This window comes from Nostoc sp. (assembly GCF_036919555.1).
Classification (GTDB): domain Bacteria; phylum Cyanobacteriota; class Cyanobacteriia; order Cyanobacteriales; family Nostocaceae; genus Nostoc.
Window position 1 is genome coordinate 1 of the sequence record NZ_JBALCS010000011.1, and the last position, 17,008, is coordinate 17,008.

General features: G+C 44.8%; 24 protein-coding genes and 2 pseudogenes. 14 read left to right on the forward strand and 12 right to left on the reverse strand.

All coding sequences use genetic code 11. The features are described 5' to 3' along the window. Positions 1–600 precede the first annotated feature (600 nt). Positions 601–1,383, reverse strand: a complete 783-nt coding sequence (locus V7K36_RS03980) for an alpha/beta fold hydrolase (RefSeq protein ID WP_335113399.1) — start codon at positions 1,381–1,383, stop codon at positions 601–603. Between the two features lie 5 nt (positions 1,384–1,388). Here V7K36_RS03980 and V7K36_RS03985 point away from each other — a divergent pair, with 5 nt between their 5' ends. Beyond that, the gene (locus V7K36_RS03985) at positions 1,389–1,652 is read left to right on the forward strand and encodes a hypothetical protein (RefSeq protein ID WP_335113401.1); all 264 of its coding nucleotides are present in this window, start codon (positions 1,389–1,391) and stop codon (positions 1,650–1,652) included. 13 nt (positions 1,653–1,665) lie between these two features. On the opposite strand, the gene V7K36_RS03990 is transcribed toward V7K36_RS03985, so the two are convergent. From V7K36_RS03990 to V7K36_RS04000, 3 genes are all read right to left on the reverse strand, one after another. Beyond that, positions 1,666–2,712 carry an alpha/beta hydrolase gene (locus tag V7K36_RS03990; RefSeq protein ID WP_335113403.1) on the reverse strand — a complete coding sequence of 349 codons (1,047 nt, stop codon included), beginning with the start codon at positions 2,710–2,712 and terminating at the stop codon, positions 1,666–1,668. An 83-nt stretch (positions 2,713–2,795) separates the two neighbouring features. Continuing rightward, positions 2,796–3,095, reverse strand: coding sequence for an EthD family reductase (locus V7K36_RS03995; protein ID WP_335113405.1), 300 nt, complete (start codon positions 3,093–3,095; stop codon positions 2,796–2,798). Position 3,096: 1 nt separating this feature from the next. Continuing rightward, positions 3,097–3,975, reverse strand: a complete 879-nt coding sequence (locus V7K36_RS04000) for an NAD(P)-dependent oxidoreductase (RefSeq protein ID WP_335113407.1) — start codon at positions 3,973–3,975, stop codon at positions 3,097–3,099. 207 nt (positions 3,976–4,182) lie between these two features. Here V7K36_RS04000 and V7K36_RS04005 point away from each other — a divergent pair, with 207 nt between their 5' ends. From V7K36_RS04005 to V7K36_RS04035, 8 genes and pseudogenes are all read left to right on the forward strand, one after another. Beyond that, entirely contained in the window at positions 4,183–4,794 is a 612-nt protein-coding gene (locus V7K36_RS04005) for a CGNR zinc finger domain-containing protein (RefSeq protein ID WP_335113409.1), read from the forward strand. A 310-nt stretch (positions 4,795–5,104) separates the two neighbouring features. Beyond that, a pseudogene (locus tag V7K36_RS33995) lies at positions 5,105–5,426 on the forward strand (DUF4277 domain-containing protein); the annotation flags it as partial. Between the two features lie 37 nt (positions 5,427–5,463). Then, complete coding sequence (locus V7K36_RS34000) at positions 5,464–6,159, forward strand: IS1634 family transposase (protein WP_442948435.1); 696 nt, start codon at positions 5,464–5,466, stop codon at positions 6,157–6,159. 213 nt (positions 6,160–6,372) lie between these two features. After that, positions 6,373–6,630: pseudogene (locus V7K36_RS04015) on the forward strand (hypothetical protein); the annotation flags it as partial. A gap of 58 nt (positions 6,631–6,688) precedes the next feature. After that, complete coding sequence (locus V7K36_RS04020) at positions 6,689–6,868, forward strand: hypothetical protein (RefSeq protein ID WP_335113412.1); 180 nt, start codon at positions 6,689–6,691, stop codon at positions 6,866–6,868. 87 nt (positions 6,869–6,955) lie between these two features. Further along, positions 6,956–7,240: an HNH endonuclease gene (locus V7K36_RS04025; protein WP_335113414.1), complete on the forward strand. Its 285-nt coding sequence runs from the start codon at positions 6,956–6,958 to the stop codon at positions 7,238–7,240. Further along, the gene (locus V7K36_RS04030) at positions 7,240–7,590 is read left to right on the forward strand and encodes a transposase (RefSeq protein ID WP_335113490.1); all 351 of its coding nucleotides are present in this window, start codon (positions 7,240–7,242) and stop codon (positions 7,588–7,590) included. Before V7K36_RS04025 ends, V7K36_RS04030 begins: the two co-directional genes overlap by 1 nt. Then, positions 7,544–7,906, forward strand: a complete 363-nt coding sequence (locus V7K36_RS04035) for a hypothetical protein (RefSeq protein WP_335113416.1) — start codon at positions 7,544–7,546, stop codon at positions 7,904–7,906. Before V7K36_RS04030 ends, V7K36_RS04035 begins: the two co-directional genes overlap by 47 nt. A 1,482-nt stretch (positions 7,907–9,388) precedes the next feature. Here the strand turns inward: V7K36_RS04035 and V7K36_RS04040 are convergent. Beyond that, complete coding sequence (locus tag V7K36_RS04040) at positions 9,389–9,649, reverse strand: hypothetical protein (protein WP_335113418.1); 261 nt, start codon at positions 9,647–9,649, stop codon at positions 9,389–9,391. 109 nt (positions 9,650–9,758) lie between these two features. Between V7K36_RS04040 and V7K36_RS04045 the strand changes: the two genes are divergently transcribed. The 3 genes from V7K36_RS04045 (at position 9,759) to V7K36_RS04055 (ending at position 11,624) form a co-directional block, all read left to right on the forward strand. Beyond that, entirely contained in the window at positions 9,759–11,051 is a 1,293-nt protein-coding gene (locus V7K36_RS04045; protein ID WP_335113420.1) for a hypothetical protein, read from the forward strand. Between the two features lie 238 nt (positions 11,052–11,289). Then, positions 11,290–11,496: a hypothetical protein gene (locus tag V7K36_RS04050; RefSeq protein ID WP_335113422.1), complete on the forward strand. Its 207-nt coding sequence runs from the start codon at positions 11,290–11,292 to the stop codon at positions 11,494–11,496. Further along, positions 11,493–11,624 carry a hypothetical protein gene (locus V7K36_RS04055; RefSeq protein WP_335113424.1) on the forward strand — a complete coding sequence of 44 codons (132 nt, stop codon included), beginning with the start codon at positions 11,493–11,495 and terminating at the stop codon, positions 11,622–11,624. The genes V7K36_RS04050 and V7K36_RS04055 overlap by 4 nt, the downstream gene beginning before the upstream one ends. A gap of 124 nt (positions 11,625–11,748) precedes the next feature. Here the strand turns inward: V7K36_RS04055 and V7K36_RS04060 are convergent, their stop codons facing one another. The 7 genes from V7K36_RS04060 to V7K36_RS04090 all read right to left on the reverse strand — a co-directional run bounded on the left by V7K36_RS04060 (position 11,749) and on the right by V7K36_RS04090 (position 15,815). Next, a complete protein-coding gene (locus V7K36_RS04060; protein ID WP_335113426.1) occupies positions 11,749–12,045 on the reverse strand; it encodes an HNH endonuclease in 297 nt (98 codons plus the stop codon). A 57-nt stretch (positions 12,046–12,102) separates the two neighbouring features. Next, positions 12,103–12,378 carry a hypothetical protein gene (locus V7K36_RS04065; protein ID WP_335113428.1) on the reverse strand — a complete coding sequence of 92 codons (276 nt, stop codon included), beginning with the start codon at positions 12,376–12,378 and terminating at the stop codon, positions 12,103–12,105. A 25-nt stretch (positions 12,379–12,403) separates the two neighbouring features. Further along, entirely contained in the window at positions 12,404–13,246 is an 843-nt protein-coding gene (locus V7K36_RS04070) for a tyrosine-type recombinase/integrase (protein WP_335113430.1), read from the reverse strand. A gap of 58 nt (positions 13,247–13,304) precedes the next feature. Continuing rightward, on the reverse strand, positions 13,305–13,820 hold the full coding sequence (locus V7K36_RS04075; RefSeq protein ID WP_335113432.1) for a hypothetical protein: 516 nt from the start codon (positions 13,818–13,820) through the stop codon (positions 13,305–13,307). 514 nt (positions 13,821–14,334) lie between these two features. Next, on the reverse strand, positions 14,335–14,757 hold the full coding sequence (locus V7K36_RS04080; protein ID WP_335113434.1) for a hypothetical protein: 423 nt from the start codon (positions 14,755–14,757) through the stop codon (positions 14,335–14,337). A gap of 201 nt (positions 14,758–14,958) precedes the next feature. Further along, positions 14,959–15,141, reverse strand: a complete 183-nt coding sequence (locus tag V7K36_RS04085) for a hypothetical protein (protein WP_335113436.1) — start codon at positions 15,139–15,141, stop codon at positions 14,959–14,961. 83 nt (positions 15,142–15,224) lie between these two features. Beyond that, on the reverse strand, positions 15,225–15,815 hold the full coding sequence (locus tag V7K36_RS04090; RefSeq protein WP_335113438.1) for a flavodoxin family protein: 591 nt from the start codon (positions 15,813–15,815) through the stop codon (positions 15,225–15,227). A gap of 337 nt (positions 15,816–16,152) precedes the next feature. Between V7K36_RS04090 and V7K36_RS04095 the strand changes: the two genes are divergently transcribed. Continuing rightward, the gene (locus V7K36_RS04095) at positions 16,153–16,770 is read left to right on the forward strand and encodes an isochorismatase family protein (RefSeq protein ID WP_335113440.1); all 618 of its coding nucleotides are present in this window, start codon (positions 16,153–16,155) and stop codon (positions 16,768–16,770) included. Positions 16,771–16,776: 6 nt separating this feature from the next. Beyond that, positions 16,777–16,947 carry a hypothetical protein gene (locus tag V7K36_RS04100; RefSeq protein WP_335113441.1) on the forward strand — a complete coding sequence of 57 codons (171 nt, stop codon included), beginning with the start codon at positions 16,777–16,779 and terminating at the stop codon, positions 16,945–16,947. The last annotated feature ends 61 nt before the right edge of the window (positions 16,948–17,008 follow it).

Sequence of the window (17,008 nt, forward strand, 5' to 3'; positions counted from 1 at the left end):
TAGGGTTTGGGCATATTTACAGCGATCGCGTTTTGCAGGATAACGAAAGGGACTACTTCTAGTTTATGCCCAAACCACCTTGGCGGTTGCTATAATTAAGCGAAATTGCCAGCATTTTCCACTGGTATAAAATACCAACAGAATATAGTCGTTGATTACAGAAAGTGATTCAAAAGTAGGGGCATCTCATTATCTAGTTTTAGTTTTTGCTCTCTTGATAAAGCCGATTATTTCCTCTAAACTAGCCCCTTCATTCTGCATAGATTGGATAAGTGCGATCGCACCTACTGGCACATTTCCAATACTCCGCCCCTTCCACTCACCGTCTACCTTCTCTTCCCAGTTAAAGCCCCATCTCCAATGAGTAGGATTGTCAGGGCTTCTGTGGCCAATTACACGGGGGTAAGAAGCGATCGCTTGCTATGGGAGTAAATCAGGGTTTTGCGATCGCTAAAAAATAGTAGTGTATGATGCCGTTTTTTATTAGGAAATAAGATGCGTTTCCCCTGATTATTCCGTGGACTATGGCTTTCACTGAAACCATCTTTAAGCCAGACATAGACTGCTTTTTAATTTTTCGGACAAGTCTATTAGGAATGGTTACTTCAGAAAATCGACAACAAGCTTGTTAAGAGGCTCGGCACATTCCTCAGGGAGCCAATGTCCGCAGTTGGGGATCGACTGTCCGTTGACATTGGTTGCGTACTTCCTGACCTGTTCAGCCTCACCCTTGCCAAAGCCCCCATGACCACCCCCGCCGATCGCAAGAACTGGCATTGTCAACTGGGTCTTCGCCAACAGTCTATTTTGGCGCACGGATTCATTGAGTGCCCGGTAGTACTCAAACGCGGCGTGGAGTGTACTCGGCTTTGAATAGGACTGTGCATACAGGTTCAACAGTTCTGGCGTGAACACAGCCTTGTTCGTGGCATGAACCTTGATGAAATGCTCGAAGAAAAAGCGCTCCTTGCCAGTAATCAACGTTTCCGCCAAGCGATTATCGGCGGCAAAAAAGCTGAAATGCCAAACTAGCGATTCTCCTTCTGACGTGAAGGCAGGATAGGTGTAAATGCTATCGTCAGGGATCGGCGCTTCCATGTAGACCAGTCGCCGGATGTCCGATTGATGGATGGTTACCATCGGGTAGGTGTTCCAGATGCCAATATCGTGGGCAACCAGATCGAACGGTGCATTCGGGCTAAAACTCTTGGCAAACTTGTAGAGATAAATGGAAATATCTTTTCCGGTGTAGGAGGTTTTTGGCGGATTAGACTGACCAAGACCTGGGAGATCAATCGCCACGACTGTGCGATCGCGGGCAAGGAGCGGCATCAGATTGTGCCATTCGTACCAGCTTTGTCCGAAGCCGTGTACCAGAAACACCAGCGGTGACCGCCCTTTACATAATGCAAGTTAACGTCATCCACCTTGCGGTAGCCACTGGTGAAACCATTCGACATCGGAAATTCCTCCGTTGCAACGGCTGGCAAAACTATCACAAGTCCAAGTACGAGGATTGTGCAGATGAGAAACTTGGCGATCGTCATCTTTCGAGCATAGGTTCGCAAGTGATCTCGGAAAGAGACGATCAGGGTAAGAAACTGAGCGATCATTATCTTCTTCAGGTAAGTAGGTGGACGCAATTAAACTAAAGACCCTCATCCCCTAGCCCCTTCTCCTGCGGGAGAAGGAGAACTGGACTTCAGTGTGTGCTTCCAGCCAGCGCAAAACCGGTTGCAGGGCTTGGTCAGAATTCTTTTCATAAATCAGCCCGTGCCCGTTGCCAAACACGCCGTAGTCAGGCAGGTGCAGGAGTTCAGCAGCCGCGCCCGCCGTGGTGAGAAAGTCCACGATCGCGGGAGCGAATTGAGCCTGAACTGAGGTCTCTCCGGCGACGACCGCCACCGGGAGTTTAGCCAAAGCCGGAATTCGCAGCGAGGACGGATCAGCAGCACGAACCTCAACGGCAGAGGTACGCGGCGGGTCGTAGGTGATCGGTGCAGCGGTCAGCCCCCAGTCTAGCGTCCCGATGCCAGGTGTCTCAGCGAACGCCGGACCCATCGGCTCAACAGTGACGATCGCAACGACGAGACCGGGTCGCCGATCCGCGACCAGCCAACCGTCAGATCCGGACGCCGAGTGGGTCATCATAATCGCAGGTCCGATCCGATCGAGCAAGCGGGCAAGTCGATCCGCATCCATCTCCTGCGATGCGGCGAGGTCACTGGGTAACGGTCCGAACGGCGCGATGAAGGCATCGAGCGCGGCATGATCGTCCGGGTCGAAAGGCCATTGCGTCTGGGCATCGGCAGCCGTAGACGGAAAGAATACGTGTTGACCCTCCTCGTAGGCGAACGGTGGACCCATTAGTCCGATCACATCGGGATGGTAAGGCGATCGCCCGTGACCGGGACGATCAACAACAAGAACCGCGTATCCAGCCTCAACGAGGCGCTGTGCCCAGCCAGGACGACCGTCGGGCGTGTCGAGCCATTCGGTGCCCTGCAACGTGCCGCCGTGTACCAGAACGATGGGGTATGGCTGCGTCACCCACTCCGGTGCTTCCCAATCCACGAACATCGGTCCGCGCTGGAACAATTTCCCGTCAAGGGTGACGCGATCGCCGGGTATCCAGAAATGTCCACGGCGCGATGTTCTCGCTGGTATGTTTGCCCAGAAGTGGTGCGCTCCAGTGTTGTCGAGTTGATTCATAATAAACGCCCTTTTACTCATGCCTCGGAAGACGACGTATGGTGCGGTATTTTCAGTGCGGGTGTGACCGATTCAAAACTGATTCAGAGAGGTACGGCGCGGCTTTGCGTCGGCTTTGCGTCGGTGAAATGCTTGACATCGGCCATCACGCGCTCGGTCTGCGGCGAGTTGATCGCGCTGCGAATCGCTGCCTCATTCTGGAACCTGCATACACAGACCGCGATTGTGCCCACGCCGTCGCTGGCTGGGAAAAAGGCGGCGGCGGTTTCGAGTCCGTGCGGACCCCAAGCCTCCAGCACTAGCGGCAGGTGGGTGTTGGTGTAATAGTCGCGGTCGAAGCGCGTGCCAGTATCGCCGGCATAGGTCACGAATAGCATCGTCATACTAGGCAACTCCTTCTTCTAAGCCTGCTCGATGCCGAGTCACTTTGGCAAGAATTGACCAGTCCTTCGATCCCATTCTCTGATCGACACCGCCTTGCATGTTCTCGCGCACGATTTCCGCAGCAGGCAAAACACGCGCTTTTGCCTTAGCTGCATCGAGCGCCAAATTTACATCTTTGAGTCCCAAGGTCAGTTTGAACCCTGGTTCGTAGGTATTGCTGGTGATGTTGCTGCCATAACGCTTATAGCTTGAGCAAGCGAATAGTGTGTTGGTTACGACATTGAGGAAATCGCCCGCTTTCAAACCGTAGCTTTCGGTCAGAGCAGTTGCTTCGCCCATAGACTCGATCGCCAGTGTAATCATCATGTTGGCAGCGATCTTCGCGATGTTCGCGTGCTTTGGATCATCGCCGAGGTGCCACGTCTTCTGCCCCAGTGCATCGAACAGGGGCTGGACTGTCGCAATCGCTTCAGCATCACCTGCTGCTAGAATATTCAACTCACCCTTATCAGCTACGGCAGGGATACCGAAAACTGGTGCTGCCACGTAAGCGATTCCGGCGTTCCGGTGCAGTTCCTGTAATTCCTCGACGATCGCGGGTGAAATCGTCGCCATCATCACATGAATGCAGTCTTTCCGCGCATCAGCGAGTACTCCTGAGTCAATAATCACGCTGCGTACAGCCGTGTCATCAGACAGCATGGTGATGACGGCATCGTTCTCAAACGCTGCGGCTAGCGATGTCAGAATCGTGACCCCTTTGATCGCCTTCACCACATCCGGATTGCGGTTCCACACGCTCACTTGATGACCTGCCTTGACCAAATTGGGCACCATTGCAGCACCCATGCTGCCGACTCCAATAAAACCGATATTCATTACAATTCCTCCAGTGCTTTTATCAACGACTCGTTCAGTTTTGTCTTACCAGCACAGCTATGCAAGCATTCGACTAGAAGTCTGACCACGCAGGCTCTAGCGAGAAGTTATATTGCTGTATTCTGTTTTTGGAACCTGATAAAACTACTTTAACTGGTTCCAACTATACCATATCGATTTGACTTTGGAACTAGTTATATTGGTTCTATGCCTCAAAGTATCCCTATCCATCCTCCAACCCCCGCTGATTTAGCGTTCCGGTTCACTCCGGGTCGCTTATCTCTGAACCTTGTTGCTACCATCGGCGAACGCGGACACCGCGATATTGAGCGACTATTGAGTCCCGATGATTTTGCTCGTTGGTGCGTCGAAGCCGGACTGATGTCCAAAACTCCGGATGTCACTCCAGAGGTGCTGAAGTCTGTAAAAACACTTCGGGAAGCCCTGTACCAGACGACACAAGCGCTCCGCTGTCATCATGTCCCTAACCCAGTGGACATCGAGACGATCAATGCCTGGGCTGCCCGATTGCCAGTAGTGCCCCAGCTCAGCCCAGACGGACGTGAAGTCTTATGGACAGAGGATTGCTCTGTTGATGCTGCACTCGCTTTGATCGCCCGCGATGCGATCGACCTGTTCTCAAATTCTTGGGTAGAACGGATCAAAGCCTGTGCCAACCCTGAGTGCGCGATGCTCTTCCTGGACACTTCACGACCCGGTCAGCGCCGATGGTGTGCCATGAGTGGTAACGGTTGCGGTAATCGTGCAAAGAAGACCGCCTTACGCCAGCGCCAACGAAAGGCTGCCGGACTCAAATAGGCTGCTAACCTTCTACGCGATCGCATCAATCAGGGTCCATCCGTGAGAGTTTAAAATAAAGCGCATTTTGTCAATCAGTTAAAATACTCAAAATAGCCTTAATACTAATAATGATAATCAAATAGAGAGGAAAGGAGGCGAGCGTCGCTCACCTCCTTTCCTCTCCCCAACGCACGATTATCATTATTAGTAAGTTTTTGAAAGTTAAAATTTAAAGCTAAAAGGTATTGTAACCTACATTCCGCAGGTTGAGGGTCGAGTGATGGTATTTTAAAGTCTAAGTGGATAAAAGTAGTGGTGGGAGTTGCTAATGAGCAAACAAATACCGTCCTTTGAAACTCAAGATATAGACCATTTGGGAATTGTGGCTGGGATAGTTGATGAAATCGGCATTGTAGAGAGAATAGATACCTTAGTCGGCACTCATCCTCTAGAAAAAGTGAGTGCATGCAGGGCAAGTAGTGAAAGCAATGATTCTCAATTGTCTAGGATTTTTAACAGCACGATTATATTTGTTTCATCAATTTTTTGTAGGAAAAGCAACAGAGCATCTCATCGGTGCAGGAGTATTACCAGAACATCTGAACGATGACAGATTGGGGAGAATTTTAGACGATTTATACAAAATTGGACTCTCCAAGTCAAATACAAGGATATACAATTGCTGAAGTGACTAGTGGCTATAGGGAAATTGAGCAGCGATGGTTAGTTGTTGAAAGTCTTTTGAGACGGGAAACTGACTTAAAACAATTGACTAAGCAATTAGATAAACAACAGAAAATACAACAGGCTGCAATCCCAAAACTATCTACTCAAGAATTTAATTGTGAATTAGATGTTCGCCAAGCTGCTCAACAGTTAGCTTGCCAAATGAAATACCATCAAATGGAAAATATTCAGGTAGTTGAGAAAGCTCACTATCACAAATCTGGTCGTCCCAGTCAAAAGCAGTCACCTGATCGTCTAAGATATCATCTTCAAGCTAATTTAGTTCTCAATACTCAGGCTATTACTGCTTCTCAAAACAAGGCAGGACGGTTTATTCTCGCAACTAATTTAACTGATATAGAACATTGGACTCCTACAGATATTCTCCAAGAGTATAAGAAACAGTCTGTTTCTGAACGTGGCTTTAAATTTCTTAAAGACCCAATTTTTTTCGTATCTAGTATATTTGTTAAGTCTTCAAAACGGGTAGCTGCTTTAGCTATGATTATGGCTTTATGTTTGCTTACACTATTGGGCAGCGACAGATTCGTTCCCATCTTGTCGCAGAAAATCAAACTATTCCCAATCAACGCGGCTTCCCTACTCAATCTCCCACTCTCCGTTGGATTTTCCAATGTTTTCAAGCTGTTCATCTAGTTGTAGTTTCTGAGGTCAAGTTTATTTCTAACCTCACTCATGAACGACAGTTTATACTACAGTTTCTTGGTTCTGCTTGTCAGAAATATTATCTACTTTGTTGAGCAACCTGCGGAATGTAGGCTCTAAGAAAATAGCGTCACCGAACAGCCCCTTAAAGTAGACATCGCTTTCACTCTACAATCAGTTCATTGCTATCAAAACTGATATCAAATGCCTGAACAAAAATCCCCACCCAGCGAGATGATTCGCGTGCCTACTGCCTTAATTCCAGTAGTCAGAGAACTATCCAAACTGCACAGAGAGGGACATACAATTGCCTTGCTGCAAGGCTTAGAGGAATTGCTCTCTAAGTTTGATAGCAATATTGATATCGATGTTGCGCCTAGCAGCAAATCGGTTTTGCAGCTGGAAACCAAACTAGAGGCTATTTCTGGGCAGTTAGAAAAATTGTCACGGGCGATATCTACGATAAGCTCCGCTAACGCGGATGTCTAAGAAAATAGGGAAGCGATGGCGACCGTAAGCAGTGCGTCTGGTAGAGTTGGCGATCGCTATCCAACAAGAACTCTCAGGAATTAGCGATCGCTTTGAAGTAAAAACCCTGCTAGAATCCGCCTACTTAGCTCTGATGATTTATGACGACCGGAATAAACACCTATGGGAGATGTCGGAATTGTTGACTCTTATGTTGAAGGATTCGGAGTGATAAAAATTAATAAATTGACTAATTATAGTAGATTACTCTTATCCCAGAACTGGTAATTAAATCTCTACGCATTTTGAGAATCAGGAAATGCCTTCTAAATCCCAGGTACGTTATCCAGAAAATTGGTCAGATATTGCTCTTGATGTCAAACAATCTGTGGACTGGCGATGTTCTAAATGTCGGTTGCAATGTATTCGCCCCCGTGATGATACCTCCAAAATCTCCCGTTCTCTTAGAATGGCATTAACACTGACTGTACATCATAAAAATTTTCTGCCAGAGGATAATCGTCGGTCAAACTTATATGAACCTATCCCACTAATGGAAGAATATGGTAATCTACTTCTCAATGGAGTTGAGCGTATGGTGTGATGGCCGGACGTTTTGAAGGATTGAGCGAACTGGAATGGAAGTTATTTGAGGATATGTTTCCCAAGGAGCCAGAAAAGCGTGGCAAAGGAATGCCTCATGCCCCATATCGCTATGTATTAAATAGTCTGCTGTATATTTTGATTACTGGGTGTCGATGGTGTGATCTACCACAGGGGGATAGATGGGCATCAAAAAGCTCTTCCCATCGATGGTTAAAGCGGTGGCGTGAAGACGGAACATTGGAGCATTTACAAGCGCGTGTTTTAGCGCTCGCAGATGAAAAAGGACTAATAAATTGGGAGTTTGGCGCGGTTGACGGGTCTTTTTCCCCCTGGAAAGGGTGGTGGTGAAGAGGTTGCTTATGGTGGCAAAGGCAAAGGTATTCTAATTCACACTCTTACTGAGGGCAATGGAATGCCCTTAACGAACTCTACTACTCCCGCTAACGGTAATGAAAGAGAACAAGTGTTACCTTTACTTGACATTTCCTCCCGCTCTCGCTTCGCTTCCGCTTTTTGCTCGAATTCGTTGCGCGTGCTACCAGTCAAGAGACTGATTGTGATTTTACCACTGTCGATTATCTATCGCCTACCGTGTGATATTTCACACTGGGAAGAGCGGGGAAGGGAAATAGACATAGAAAGCAGCACGACGGTACATTCGTAGCATTCACAACCTAACTTCTTGGCTGCGCCTTGAAGAAGCACTGAGTAACTGTATTGTATAGCATTGCAGCTACTCAGAGTTAGTCATGATTTGCAATCTAAAATGGTTGTAATTTGTGGCATGAGTTGTAATGCACGAAAAAACCGAAGTGGCAAAAATTACATAAGCTACAGACGGAATTGTTGCAGTTAACTCTCTTCAAGGCAAGCCTCCCAAAGTAAACCCAAGGAGGTGAAAATAGTGCAACGTTCCGCCAAGTCTGTAATTAATAGCATTAATAGCGCATTCAATGCGATCGCCTCAGACTGTCTATGTCTGGGGCTTTGTTTTAGTTACTTAGCAATAAATGCTCAAAATGTAGTTAGTAGGAAGCTACATAGGAAAAGCCTGGTGTTTTTCCAGGCAGTAGTACGAAGCTATATAGGAAAAGCCTGGTGTTTTTCCAGGCAGTTAACGAAATTAATTCCATCTTGATTGTAATTCCATGACCATACAGAAAGACGAATTCAAAAGCGCGCGCAAAAAGCGCAGAGGTTCACTGCTTTGGTGGTTTCGCCAGAAATGCAGATTCTGGCAGCCAATTGCAACTGCGATCGCAGCCATCTTTTCCTTGCTGGTAACACTGCTGAAACTTTGGCAATTTTTTCATTTTTAATTGTGCTTCGCGCACATAATTAAACTTCTTAGGTGGGCAATGCTCACCTTTTTTGTGTAGACGTACAGTCAAAGCATAAAAGTACATTCAAAGTCACTGGGGTAGTAAGTTACTGGGCGGGATGAATGTAAAACAGAAGCCAGCGAATAAAAAGAATTCATCACCAGGGCAATTAAGCCTACCTTGGAACCAGTACCAGGTATTGGAAAATCCCGAAGTGGAAGAGATTGCAGAAAAGTTTACTCGTACCAATTGCTTCAAACCTTGAAAATTTGCTAATCTTGTTATTGGTTACTTTTCCCCGTCTATTGCGTCCGTTCCGAACGCCCGCAGCAATAAAGTGAAAGTCAGAAAGAAGAGTCGCTTAGAAGAGTCTGTGACGACGGAAAAAGGGAAAGGAACCGCGTAGCTGCTTCGGTGTTCGTTCATTCAACCTAACTTCAGGGCTAGCCTTGAAGAAGCGTAGGATAACTGTATTTTTTATGCAGATGTCCACAGCTTATCACGAATTGCTGTTGCAATCTGTGATTTGAGTTGTATGCACGAATACCCGGTCAAATAAAGCAGCATAAAATTAAGCTTTTAGCTACCGGAATTGTTGCAAACGCTCTCTTCAAGGCAGCCTCCTAGATTAAACCCAAGGAGGTTAAATAAAGTGCAACGTTCCGTTAATTCTGTAAGCAATAGCAACAAAACCGCATTCAATGTGGATGCCCCAGGCTGCCTATGTCTGGGGCTTTTGCTTTTGCAGTTTCTATTTGCAGAAAAAAGCCCGGAGTCTCTCCAGGCCGAAAATTAAACTCACTCTAATCATAAAGTCATGTTCGTTAAAAAGAAAAACTCCCTACTTCCCAAGAGAAACTTGCCTCCTGGGAAGTATGCTTACTTGTTCCTTGCCCTTGTAGCGATCGCATCTGTCTTTGCTGCCCTGTTATCAGGCTGCAATCCTGTGAGCTTTTACCTGAAAGCGCTAGGAATTGAGTATCAGTTTCAAAAAGGGGCTTGTCAACTTCCCCCGAATCAGTCACAGAAGTAGGATGACGTAAATCAAGATGCCCAGTGGTGCGATCGCTGGGCATCTCAAGCAACAACCAATTTCTTAGAGGAAACAGGGTGAGCGATCACACTCAGCAATAGAAGTGAAATTAATAAACAGTGTGTATAATCAAACTCATTAATGTGCAGAAAGGTAAATAAATGTTTAGTAAAAAAGTTTACTCAACTGATTCTGTCTATGGTATTGCACGCGATCTCCCTTTAAATTATGTAGAAAGACGAGAAGTGGATCACAGACTCATAGAAAATTTGACAAAAAATAGGCACATTGTTATATATGGTAGTTCAAAGCAAGGAAAAACATCTCTGCGGAAACGTTGTCTGGAAGCTGAGGAATATATTAATATCCAATGTTCTAATCGTTGGGTGTTAGTAGATATACACTCTGCAATTCTTAAAGCAGTAGGTTACCAAATTACTCAATCAATTAAGAAAACTGCTGCTGGTAAGCAAAAAATTATGGCTTCCATTGAAGGTGGAATTAGCTTCTTAAACTTCCTCAAAGGTAAAGGAACAGTTTCAGGTGATGCAGAAAAGACGAAATCTACTGAGATTACCTTAGAAAGTTTGGAACTTGATGCAGAAGATGTAAACGATATTATTGCTGCATTGAAAGCGGTAAAATTTAAAAAGTATATAGTTTTAGAAGATTTTCATTACCTTTCTACAGAAACTCAAAAAGACTTTGCCGTTGCTTTAAAAGCATTTCATGAAGCATCTGAATTCTGCTTTATTATTATAGGTGTTTGGCTAGAAGAGAATAGATTAATTGTATATAATGGTGATTTAACTGGGCGTGTAATTGCAATAGATGCTGACAAATGGAATAATAAAGAATTGCGTCAAGTCATTGACGATGGAGCTAAATTATTAAATATTGAATTTTCCGAACATTTTAAAAACATCCTTATATCTGAATCTTTTGAGAGTGTTTATATAGTTCAAGAAGTTTGTGCTAAAGCATGTCGTGAATCAGGAGTTAGTGAAACGTTAGATAAGTGTCGTTTAATTGGCAATAATTTATATGTACACGAATTAATCAAGTCAGTTGTTAACCAACAGAGTGGGCGTTATATGTCCTTTATAACTCAATTTTCTGAAGGTTTTCAAGATACCAGACTTGAAATGCATAAATGGCTTTTGTACCCAATTTTGATAGCAAATTTAAAAGAATTAGAGCAAGGACTTACCTATGCTCGAATACGTGAAATACTCCAATCACATCATCCACAAAAAAAGGATCTTAATCCTGGTAACCTAACTCAAGCTTTGCAATCAACAGCGTCACTTCAAGTTAAAAAAGACATTAAGCCTATAATTCTTGATTATGACCAAACAAATAGACGATTAAATGTTGTAGATAGATGGTTCTTTATTTGGCTTGCTAATCAAAATAGAAACGATCTGCTAATAGCAGCCGAGCTTTTTGATTAAGTAGGGATCGCCCTGAACTTGCGCTTTGAGAAGGGGATTTTGCTTTGCTAGTTGGGGTGATGGAGTGCGATCGCCCACTCTATTCTTAGAGGAAACCCCAAGCGTAGGCGTAGCCCGTCACAGACATCGCATAAATCATACTGAGTGTGAAACATCTATCACTGATACGATTGTGGATTACTTATCAAAATACTACTGTGCGAAACATGGTTTCCTAGAACGCCCATTTTGATAAGTGATGTCTACTAGTACCGTTTCATCTCTGGTTTTGACGATTCCGCCACCGTTGACGGAACACCCAGCGTCAGTTTACCTTTCTTCACTTTCGCCGGGGTCTGAACCAACGATGAAGCGATCGCTAAATCTGGTTGCACAGCTGCTGACTTTTCCCCCAGAACTGAGAGGGGGCGATCGCTTCATGTGTCGCTCCCTGAAGCTTGTATGAGTCAGCAGCAAAAGCGATCGCTCCCACGCCATCGCTTAAGTCATTGGGGTAGTATTACGATTTCAGCAACTTTTCCTCTAAGAATCTTTCAGCAGACAGGGGCGAACGCATCTATTACAGTCACTTGACGGCGAAGTATCTGCACAGACTCCACCCCCTTATTATGCGATCGCCCTTCATTTACAAGTGATCGCTCCTCATCCTCTAAGAAAATAGTCAAGCGATTATTTCTCGAACATCGTCCATACTCACCTACCACAAAGACAACTGCCCCGGTGAAACATTTGATTTACTACCTTGATGGTAATAAAGGTGACAGGCACTACACAGAGCTACCAAATTCTCTCGTCGATTATCTCTTGGGTCGCGGTTCCAGTGGTGTACCTGAAGCGTGTACACCCGGCGCTTTGAACGTGTGAGCTTTGATGTATCTTCTTTTGGGGGTATGCAGTGTAACCCGCACTTTTGACAACGCCACTGGGCTTGTTGCTTAACTGAAGTGTCAATTTCTGACCAATTATCTGGGTATAGAGAATAGGTGAACGTCATCGTCAGTTAAATATTGCAGAGCTTCTAGAATTTTAATGTTTATTTAGCGCTGAGAATTTATGCCAATTCATCTGTTCTACGATTGCTAATCACAAAATTATCCAAATTAGCCAACACAGATTCTAAATCATGGTTTGTTTCTTGCAACAACTCAGTCAGTGATTTTTCATTAACTTTTATGTCTTCTAGCTGGCATATTTGTTGGTTGAGTACATAAAACACAATCTTGACCATTGATGGTTTGCGGGAATGCTCATGGCAAGCTGAGATATTCGAGCATTTATAGTCAACACCTGTCATTTGGCGACAATCTAAACCCATCGGACAATACATAATGTGGTGTCCAGCTTACAACCTATCACTCATCATCATCAGGTAAATACAACCCACTACTATCAGTCGGTCTGGCGTGCAGATACATTTCCGTGATGGCAACTGAACTATGCCCCAGCGTTTTCTGCAACAAGTGTATGGGCGCTCCCCTATCTAAACTATGACTAGCGTGGCTGTGTCTAAGCCAGTGGGGTGATACATTCCCTTCAATAAGAGCGCGATTTGCAGCATTTTTTACAATATGAAATACCATACTACGACACAGATGACCACCCTTAGCTGAAACAAACACTGGGTCATCGTGTAAGGCGTAATTCTTTAACTGTTGTATCTCCCGCCAGATACCCGCACCGACAAGCACGACCCTAGTTTTCTCACCTTTACCAAATACTGTAATTTGACCGCCGTCACCACGGGCTTTGAGGTCACGCCATTTGAGGCCACACAGTTCTGATACTCGCAAACCCGCAAAATAAAGTAAACGAACCAGAGCGCGATCGCGTTCATTTGTCGTGGAATTTATCAGTAATTGTACTTCCTCTTGAGTAATAATTCGCTCTGCCAATCTGTTTTTAGCCTTGGGTGACTTAACCAGTATTCCCAAATTAGCCGATATCACCCCAAGCTGTTTAGCAAAGGAAAATAGACTCTTTATCGCTCCCACTGCTACCCGCTTGCTGTTGTCAGAACTACTTAGTGTCATCACCCACAACTGAAAGTCCATGAGGGTGCAATCAGAAGCGGGCTTATTGACATGAGAAAAAAACCTCTCGGCATAACGACGGTAGCCGTCAACAGTGTTCTTGCTCTTACCGTGCAGCCACAGGTCAACCAGTTCGGTGTTAGTGAGGGTGGGAGTATTCAACATTGCTTATTCTTATGTTGAATGCTCTTACATTAAACCCCAAGTTAGGGGACAATTGAAATTATTTCACCGGATGGTAAAGTCCGTCTTTTGCATTCCATTCCCAACCTATGCCCCTTGGGTCGCGGTTACGAGTCCAACTGATAAATTCTTTGGGGCTGAGTTTTTCTTTTTCGGTTGTGAGGCTTGAAGGAGTTAAACCTAGTCGCGGTGCTAGATTTTCATCCGGCAATGCTTGCAGTTCAACTTGGGTTTGTTGGTATGGGTTAGCTTGTCTTCTTTGTTTGGGTTGACTGTTGTATCTGTTTGATGAAATAGCCCGTGACAACTTTTCCAGATGCTTGGAGATAGCCTCTAGTTTGGTTTCCAGCTTCTCCTCCAACTGCAAAACTAATTTACTGCTTGGGGCAACATCGATATCAATATTGCTATCAAACTGGGCTATCAATTCCTCTAAGCCTTGCAACAAGGCAATTGTATGCCCCTCTCTGTGCAGTTTGGATAGTTGGCGTACTGCTCTAATTAAGGCAGTAGGCACGCGAATCATTTCGCTTGGTGGGGTCTTGTGGTCAGCCATTTGATATCAGTTTTGATAGCAATGAACTGATTGTAAAATGAAAAGCGATGTCTACGATGGGCTATTCGCCGTCGCTCATTTTCAAGCGAGGAAACTTGAGCAATAGAGCGTAGTTTACCGCCGCAGGCATCGCCTCATGTGTTGTACTTTAAAAGCTTTTATGAGTCAGCAACAAAAGCAATGTCTACGATGGTCACTGAGCTTGTCGTTCGCGCAGCGTCTCGTAGAGAAGTGCGGACTACGCTCTCTTCAATTTCTTAGAGGAAACTTGAGCAAAAGGGCGTAGTTTACCGCCGCAGGCATCGCCCACAACTGTTTTCAAGCGAGGTAATTTGAGCGAACGCTCTCAAGTGTGCAACTTTTCCTCTAAGAATTTATGAAAGGCGATGGCTCATCCACCAACTACTTTTGACCAAATGTGACTTTTCCCTCCCGTTAAGTCCCTCAAACGCTGCCAACCCGAATTTCTTACAATTGAGAAATTCGGGCTATTTATATACTTACCTTGAGAGCTTTAACGTTTAAAGCCCTCAATTGAAGAATAGTTTTGCCGTCCACTATTATCTGTAAATTCGGTAAAGCTCTGTAAAGAGAGTGCATTTCTACCTTTGAGATCCAAAGTCAGAAGAGTTAGAGCAAATCCAGGATTGTAGCTAGCAGTCCCATAGCGGGTATTTGTGTCTTGTACATTACTGCTATAGGTTATTAGGCTCGTTTTCCCCCATTTACAATCAGTAGGATGGCATTTACCAAATGCTTCGATGTTTAATTTGTTGCCACCTGCTGAGGTGATTACCAAACGAGTAACACCACTTGTATTTGAATTAGTATTGACCCAAGTACCAATAAAGTCAGCAGGTGCAGCCAGAGCAGGACTAACTAAAGCGGCAGCTAAAGATGCACTAGACAGGGCAAGCACCAAAGAATTTTTCAACATTTAATTAAAAGTTTAAATTGAGTATGGTAACTATGTTACTAAATTAAACTACAGTGTTTTATAGAGAATTTACGGAGATTTTTGGCGGGATTTATTATGAAGTTTTTCTATACATTGATTTTCATCTCTAAAAAAATTCCCCGCTAACTGTTTGATTGCTTGATACTGATTTTTATAAGTAACGTCATACTTCATTAACCTCTAACTGATAAATCCGATCAATGGATGTTCCTTCATCATCCGCCAGTAATATCCAGTAGGCGGCGGCGACACCCTACCACCGCAACGGTACAAAAAGATTGGCTCACCCCGGTGCATAGCTTTTTTCATCACTTGCTCTAAACTGGGGTCTGGGCGATCGCTGGTGCGGGGCAGGTACGTCATCGCTCCTCAAGTGTGTAACTTTGACTCGAAAAGAATTTTTTGTCAGATGTAAGGGTGCTATCACCTAAAAGAAGTGTTAAAAGCTACTTTAACCACCGTTTAGTTGCCTCTGCAATGCGTTGCCCAAAGCGTAATGAAGTAAGATAATCCCCCGAATCTAACACTGGTTCTTTGCCGCTCATATCGAGTTGGCTTTGACCCATGACACCTAAAAATCCTCCCAGTCGATTTACTCCATCATCAAGACCCGATAAAAAGCTTTGCAAGTCTCCCACATTCACCCAAATCATGCCGTGCTGGGCTGCGTTCGTCGCTAAGTATAAGAGCGTCCCTTGCTTGTCACCACTAGGGGAGCTAGAGTGGGTAAAACCCGCAGCAATCTTGTCTTTCCATCCGTGTCGGAACCAAACTTCGCTAGCGGCATCAATAAATGCCTTGAACTGAGCCGCTACACCACCCATGTAGGTAGGAGAGCCAAAAACAATTGCATCAGCTTGGTTGAGCTTTTCTAGTCCCTCATCGTTCTTCCAACGACCATTGACAATCTGCTCTCCAGTAACTCGTAGCAGTTCAACAGTGGTATCTTCAACTTTACTTGCACCTTCGGCAATAGCTTGGGCCATAAGATGAGTATGACCTGCACCAGAGAAATAGATAATCGCAACGGTAGGCATAAGAGCTTTAGTTAAAAATGTAACTGAAACTGAACGAGAAATATCATAAGGACTACTGTATGGAAAAGTAAAGTAGCAAATCTTAAAGTCGGTTGTTGAGTATTCTTATTGACTGTTTATTGAATTGTCGCCGGAGTAGATGCCCTCGACTCCTACAGAATATGGTCGCTGGGAAAGGTCTGCCTATTATCTTTGAGCAAGGGTGATATTAAAAAGTCATTTAGTTAATTCTTAAGCAATGCTTAATTTGTCTAATTTTATAATCAGGAAAGCCTCTGTTACTGAGTTAGAGGTTGTCTGCGATCGCTGAAAAAAGAGGATGTAGTCAAACAGCATAATGAAATATTCTGATTTCACTCAAGAAAACTCGGCTATGCTTCTGATTGATCATCAAGTTGGCACGATGAAGCTGATCAAAAACTTACCTCTGACCGAGGTAGAAAAGAATACTCTTGCACTTGCAAAAGTGGCAAAGGTGCTTAAGATACCTGTGGTTTTGACAAGTAGCCAAGAGGATCGGTTTCAAGGTTTGCTAATGACTACTTTAGCAGAATTGCTACCTAAAGCATACGAGGTAAGAGTTAAACGTGCAGGCATCGTAAATGCTTGGGACGATAAAAACTTTGTTCAAGCTGTCAAAGATACGAATCGCACTAATTTAATTATGGCTGGTATAACTACGGATGTTTGCTTAGTTTTTCCGGCGATTAGCGCAGTGCGTGAAGGCTACAGTGTTCAAGCGGTGATGGATGCTTCTGGTTCACCATTTCATCTCTCGGAAGATTTAGCACGGCAGCGGATGCATGATGCTGGAGTTGTGCTAACTGCTACGATCACAATGATAGCTGAGTTGGTTAAGGATTGGAGCCGAAGAGAAGGTATCGAGTTACAGGAATTATTGTTTAGTGAGGTGTTGCCTCCTGAGTTCATTGAAGGCACTAGCACTCCATATTGATCTTTGTTGAAGCCGACTACAATTAAACAAGACCTAAGAGATGGAATAGCCCAGATAAAGGGTTTAATAGATGAGCTATGTGGCAAAGCTGCCAGCCCTACACAAGAAGTTGTTTCTGTTGAGCAGCAATCCAAGCTCGACTATCAGCAATACGCTCAAGCGTCTTTTCTCAATTGAAAGTAGGCAAGCAGTCGGCAGCCAAGGCAATCGATAGTTTCATTGAGAATGTTGGGCTTAT

Coding starts and splice junctions, on each gene's coding strand:
- V7K36_RS04080 (WP_335113434.1), bottom strand. CDS start 14,757: ATGTTGAAAAATTCTTTGGTGCTTGCCCTGTCTAGTGCATCTTTAGCT.
- V7K36_RS04075 (WP_335113432.1), bottom strand. CDS start 13,820: ATGGCTGACCACAAGACCCCACCAAGCGAAATGATTCGCGTGCCTACT.
- V7K36_RS03995 (WP_335113405.1), bottom strand. CDS start 3,095: ATGACGATGCTATTCGTGACCTATGCCGGCGATACTGGCACGCGCTTC.
- V7K36_RS04005 (WP_335113409.1), top strand. CDS start 4,183: ATGCCTCAAAGTATCCCTATCCATCCTCCAACCCCCGCTGATTTAGCG.
- V7K36_RS04070 (WP_335113430.1), bottom strand. CDS start 13,246: ATGTTGAATACTCCCACCCTCACTAACACCGAACTGGTTGACCTGTGG.
- V7K36_RS04085 (WP_335113436.1), bottom strand. CDS start 15,141: ATGACGTACCTGCCCCGCACCAGCGATCGCCCAGACCCCAGTTTAGAG.
- V7K36_RS04000 (WP_335113407.1), bottom strand. CDS start 3,975: ATGAATATCGGTTTTATTGGAGTCGGCAGCATGGGTGCTGCAATGGTG.
- V7K36_RS04065 (WP_335113428.1), bottom strand. CDS start 12,378: ATGTATTGTCCGATGGGTTTAGATTGTCGCCAAATGACAGGTGTTGAC.
- V7K36_RS04045 (WP_335113420.1), top strand. CDS start 9,759: ATGTTTAGTAAAAAAGTTTACTCAACTGATTCTGTCTATGGTATTGCA.
- V7K36_RS04055 (WP_335113424.1), top strand. CDS start 11,493: ATGAGTCAGCAGCAAAAGCGATCGCTCCCACGCCATCGCTTAAGTCAT.
- V7K36_RS03990 (WP_335113403.1), bottom strand. CDS start 2,712: ATGAATCAACTCGACAACACTGGAGCGCACCACTTCTGGGCAAACATA.
- V7K36_RS04030 (WP_335113490.1), top strand. CDS start 7,240: ATGGCCGGACGTTTTGAAGGATTGAGCGAACTGGAATGGAAGTTATTT.
- V7K36_RS04025 (WP_335113414.1), top strand. CDS start 6,956: ATGCCTTCTAAATCCCAGGTACGTTATCCAGAAAATTGGTCAGATATT.
- V7K36_RS04050 (WP_335113422.1), top strand. CDS start 11,290: ATGTCTACTAGTACCGTTTCATCTCTGGTTTTGACGATTCCGCCACCG.
- V7K36_RS04060 (WP_335113426.1), bottom strand. CDS start 12,045: ATGACGTTCACCTATTCTCTATACCCAGATAATTGGTCAGAAATTGAC.
- V7K36_RS04090 (WP_335113438.1), bottom strand. CDS start 15,815: ATGCCTACCGTTGCGATTATCTATTTCTCTGGTGCAGGTCATACTCAT.
- V7K36_RS04095 (WP_335113440.1), top strand. CDS start 16,153: ATGAAATATTCTGATTTCACTCAAGAAAACTCGGCTATGCTTCTGATT.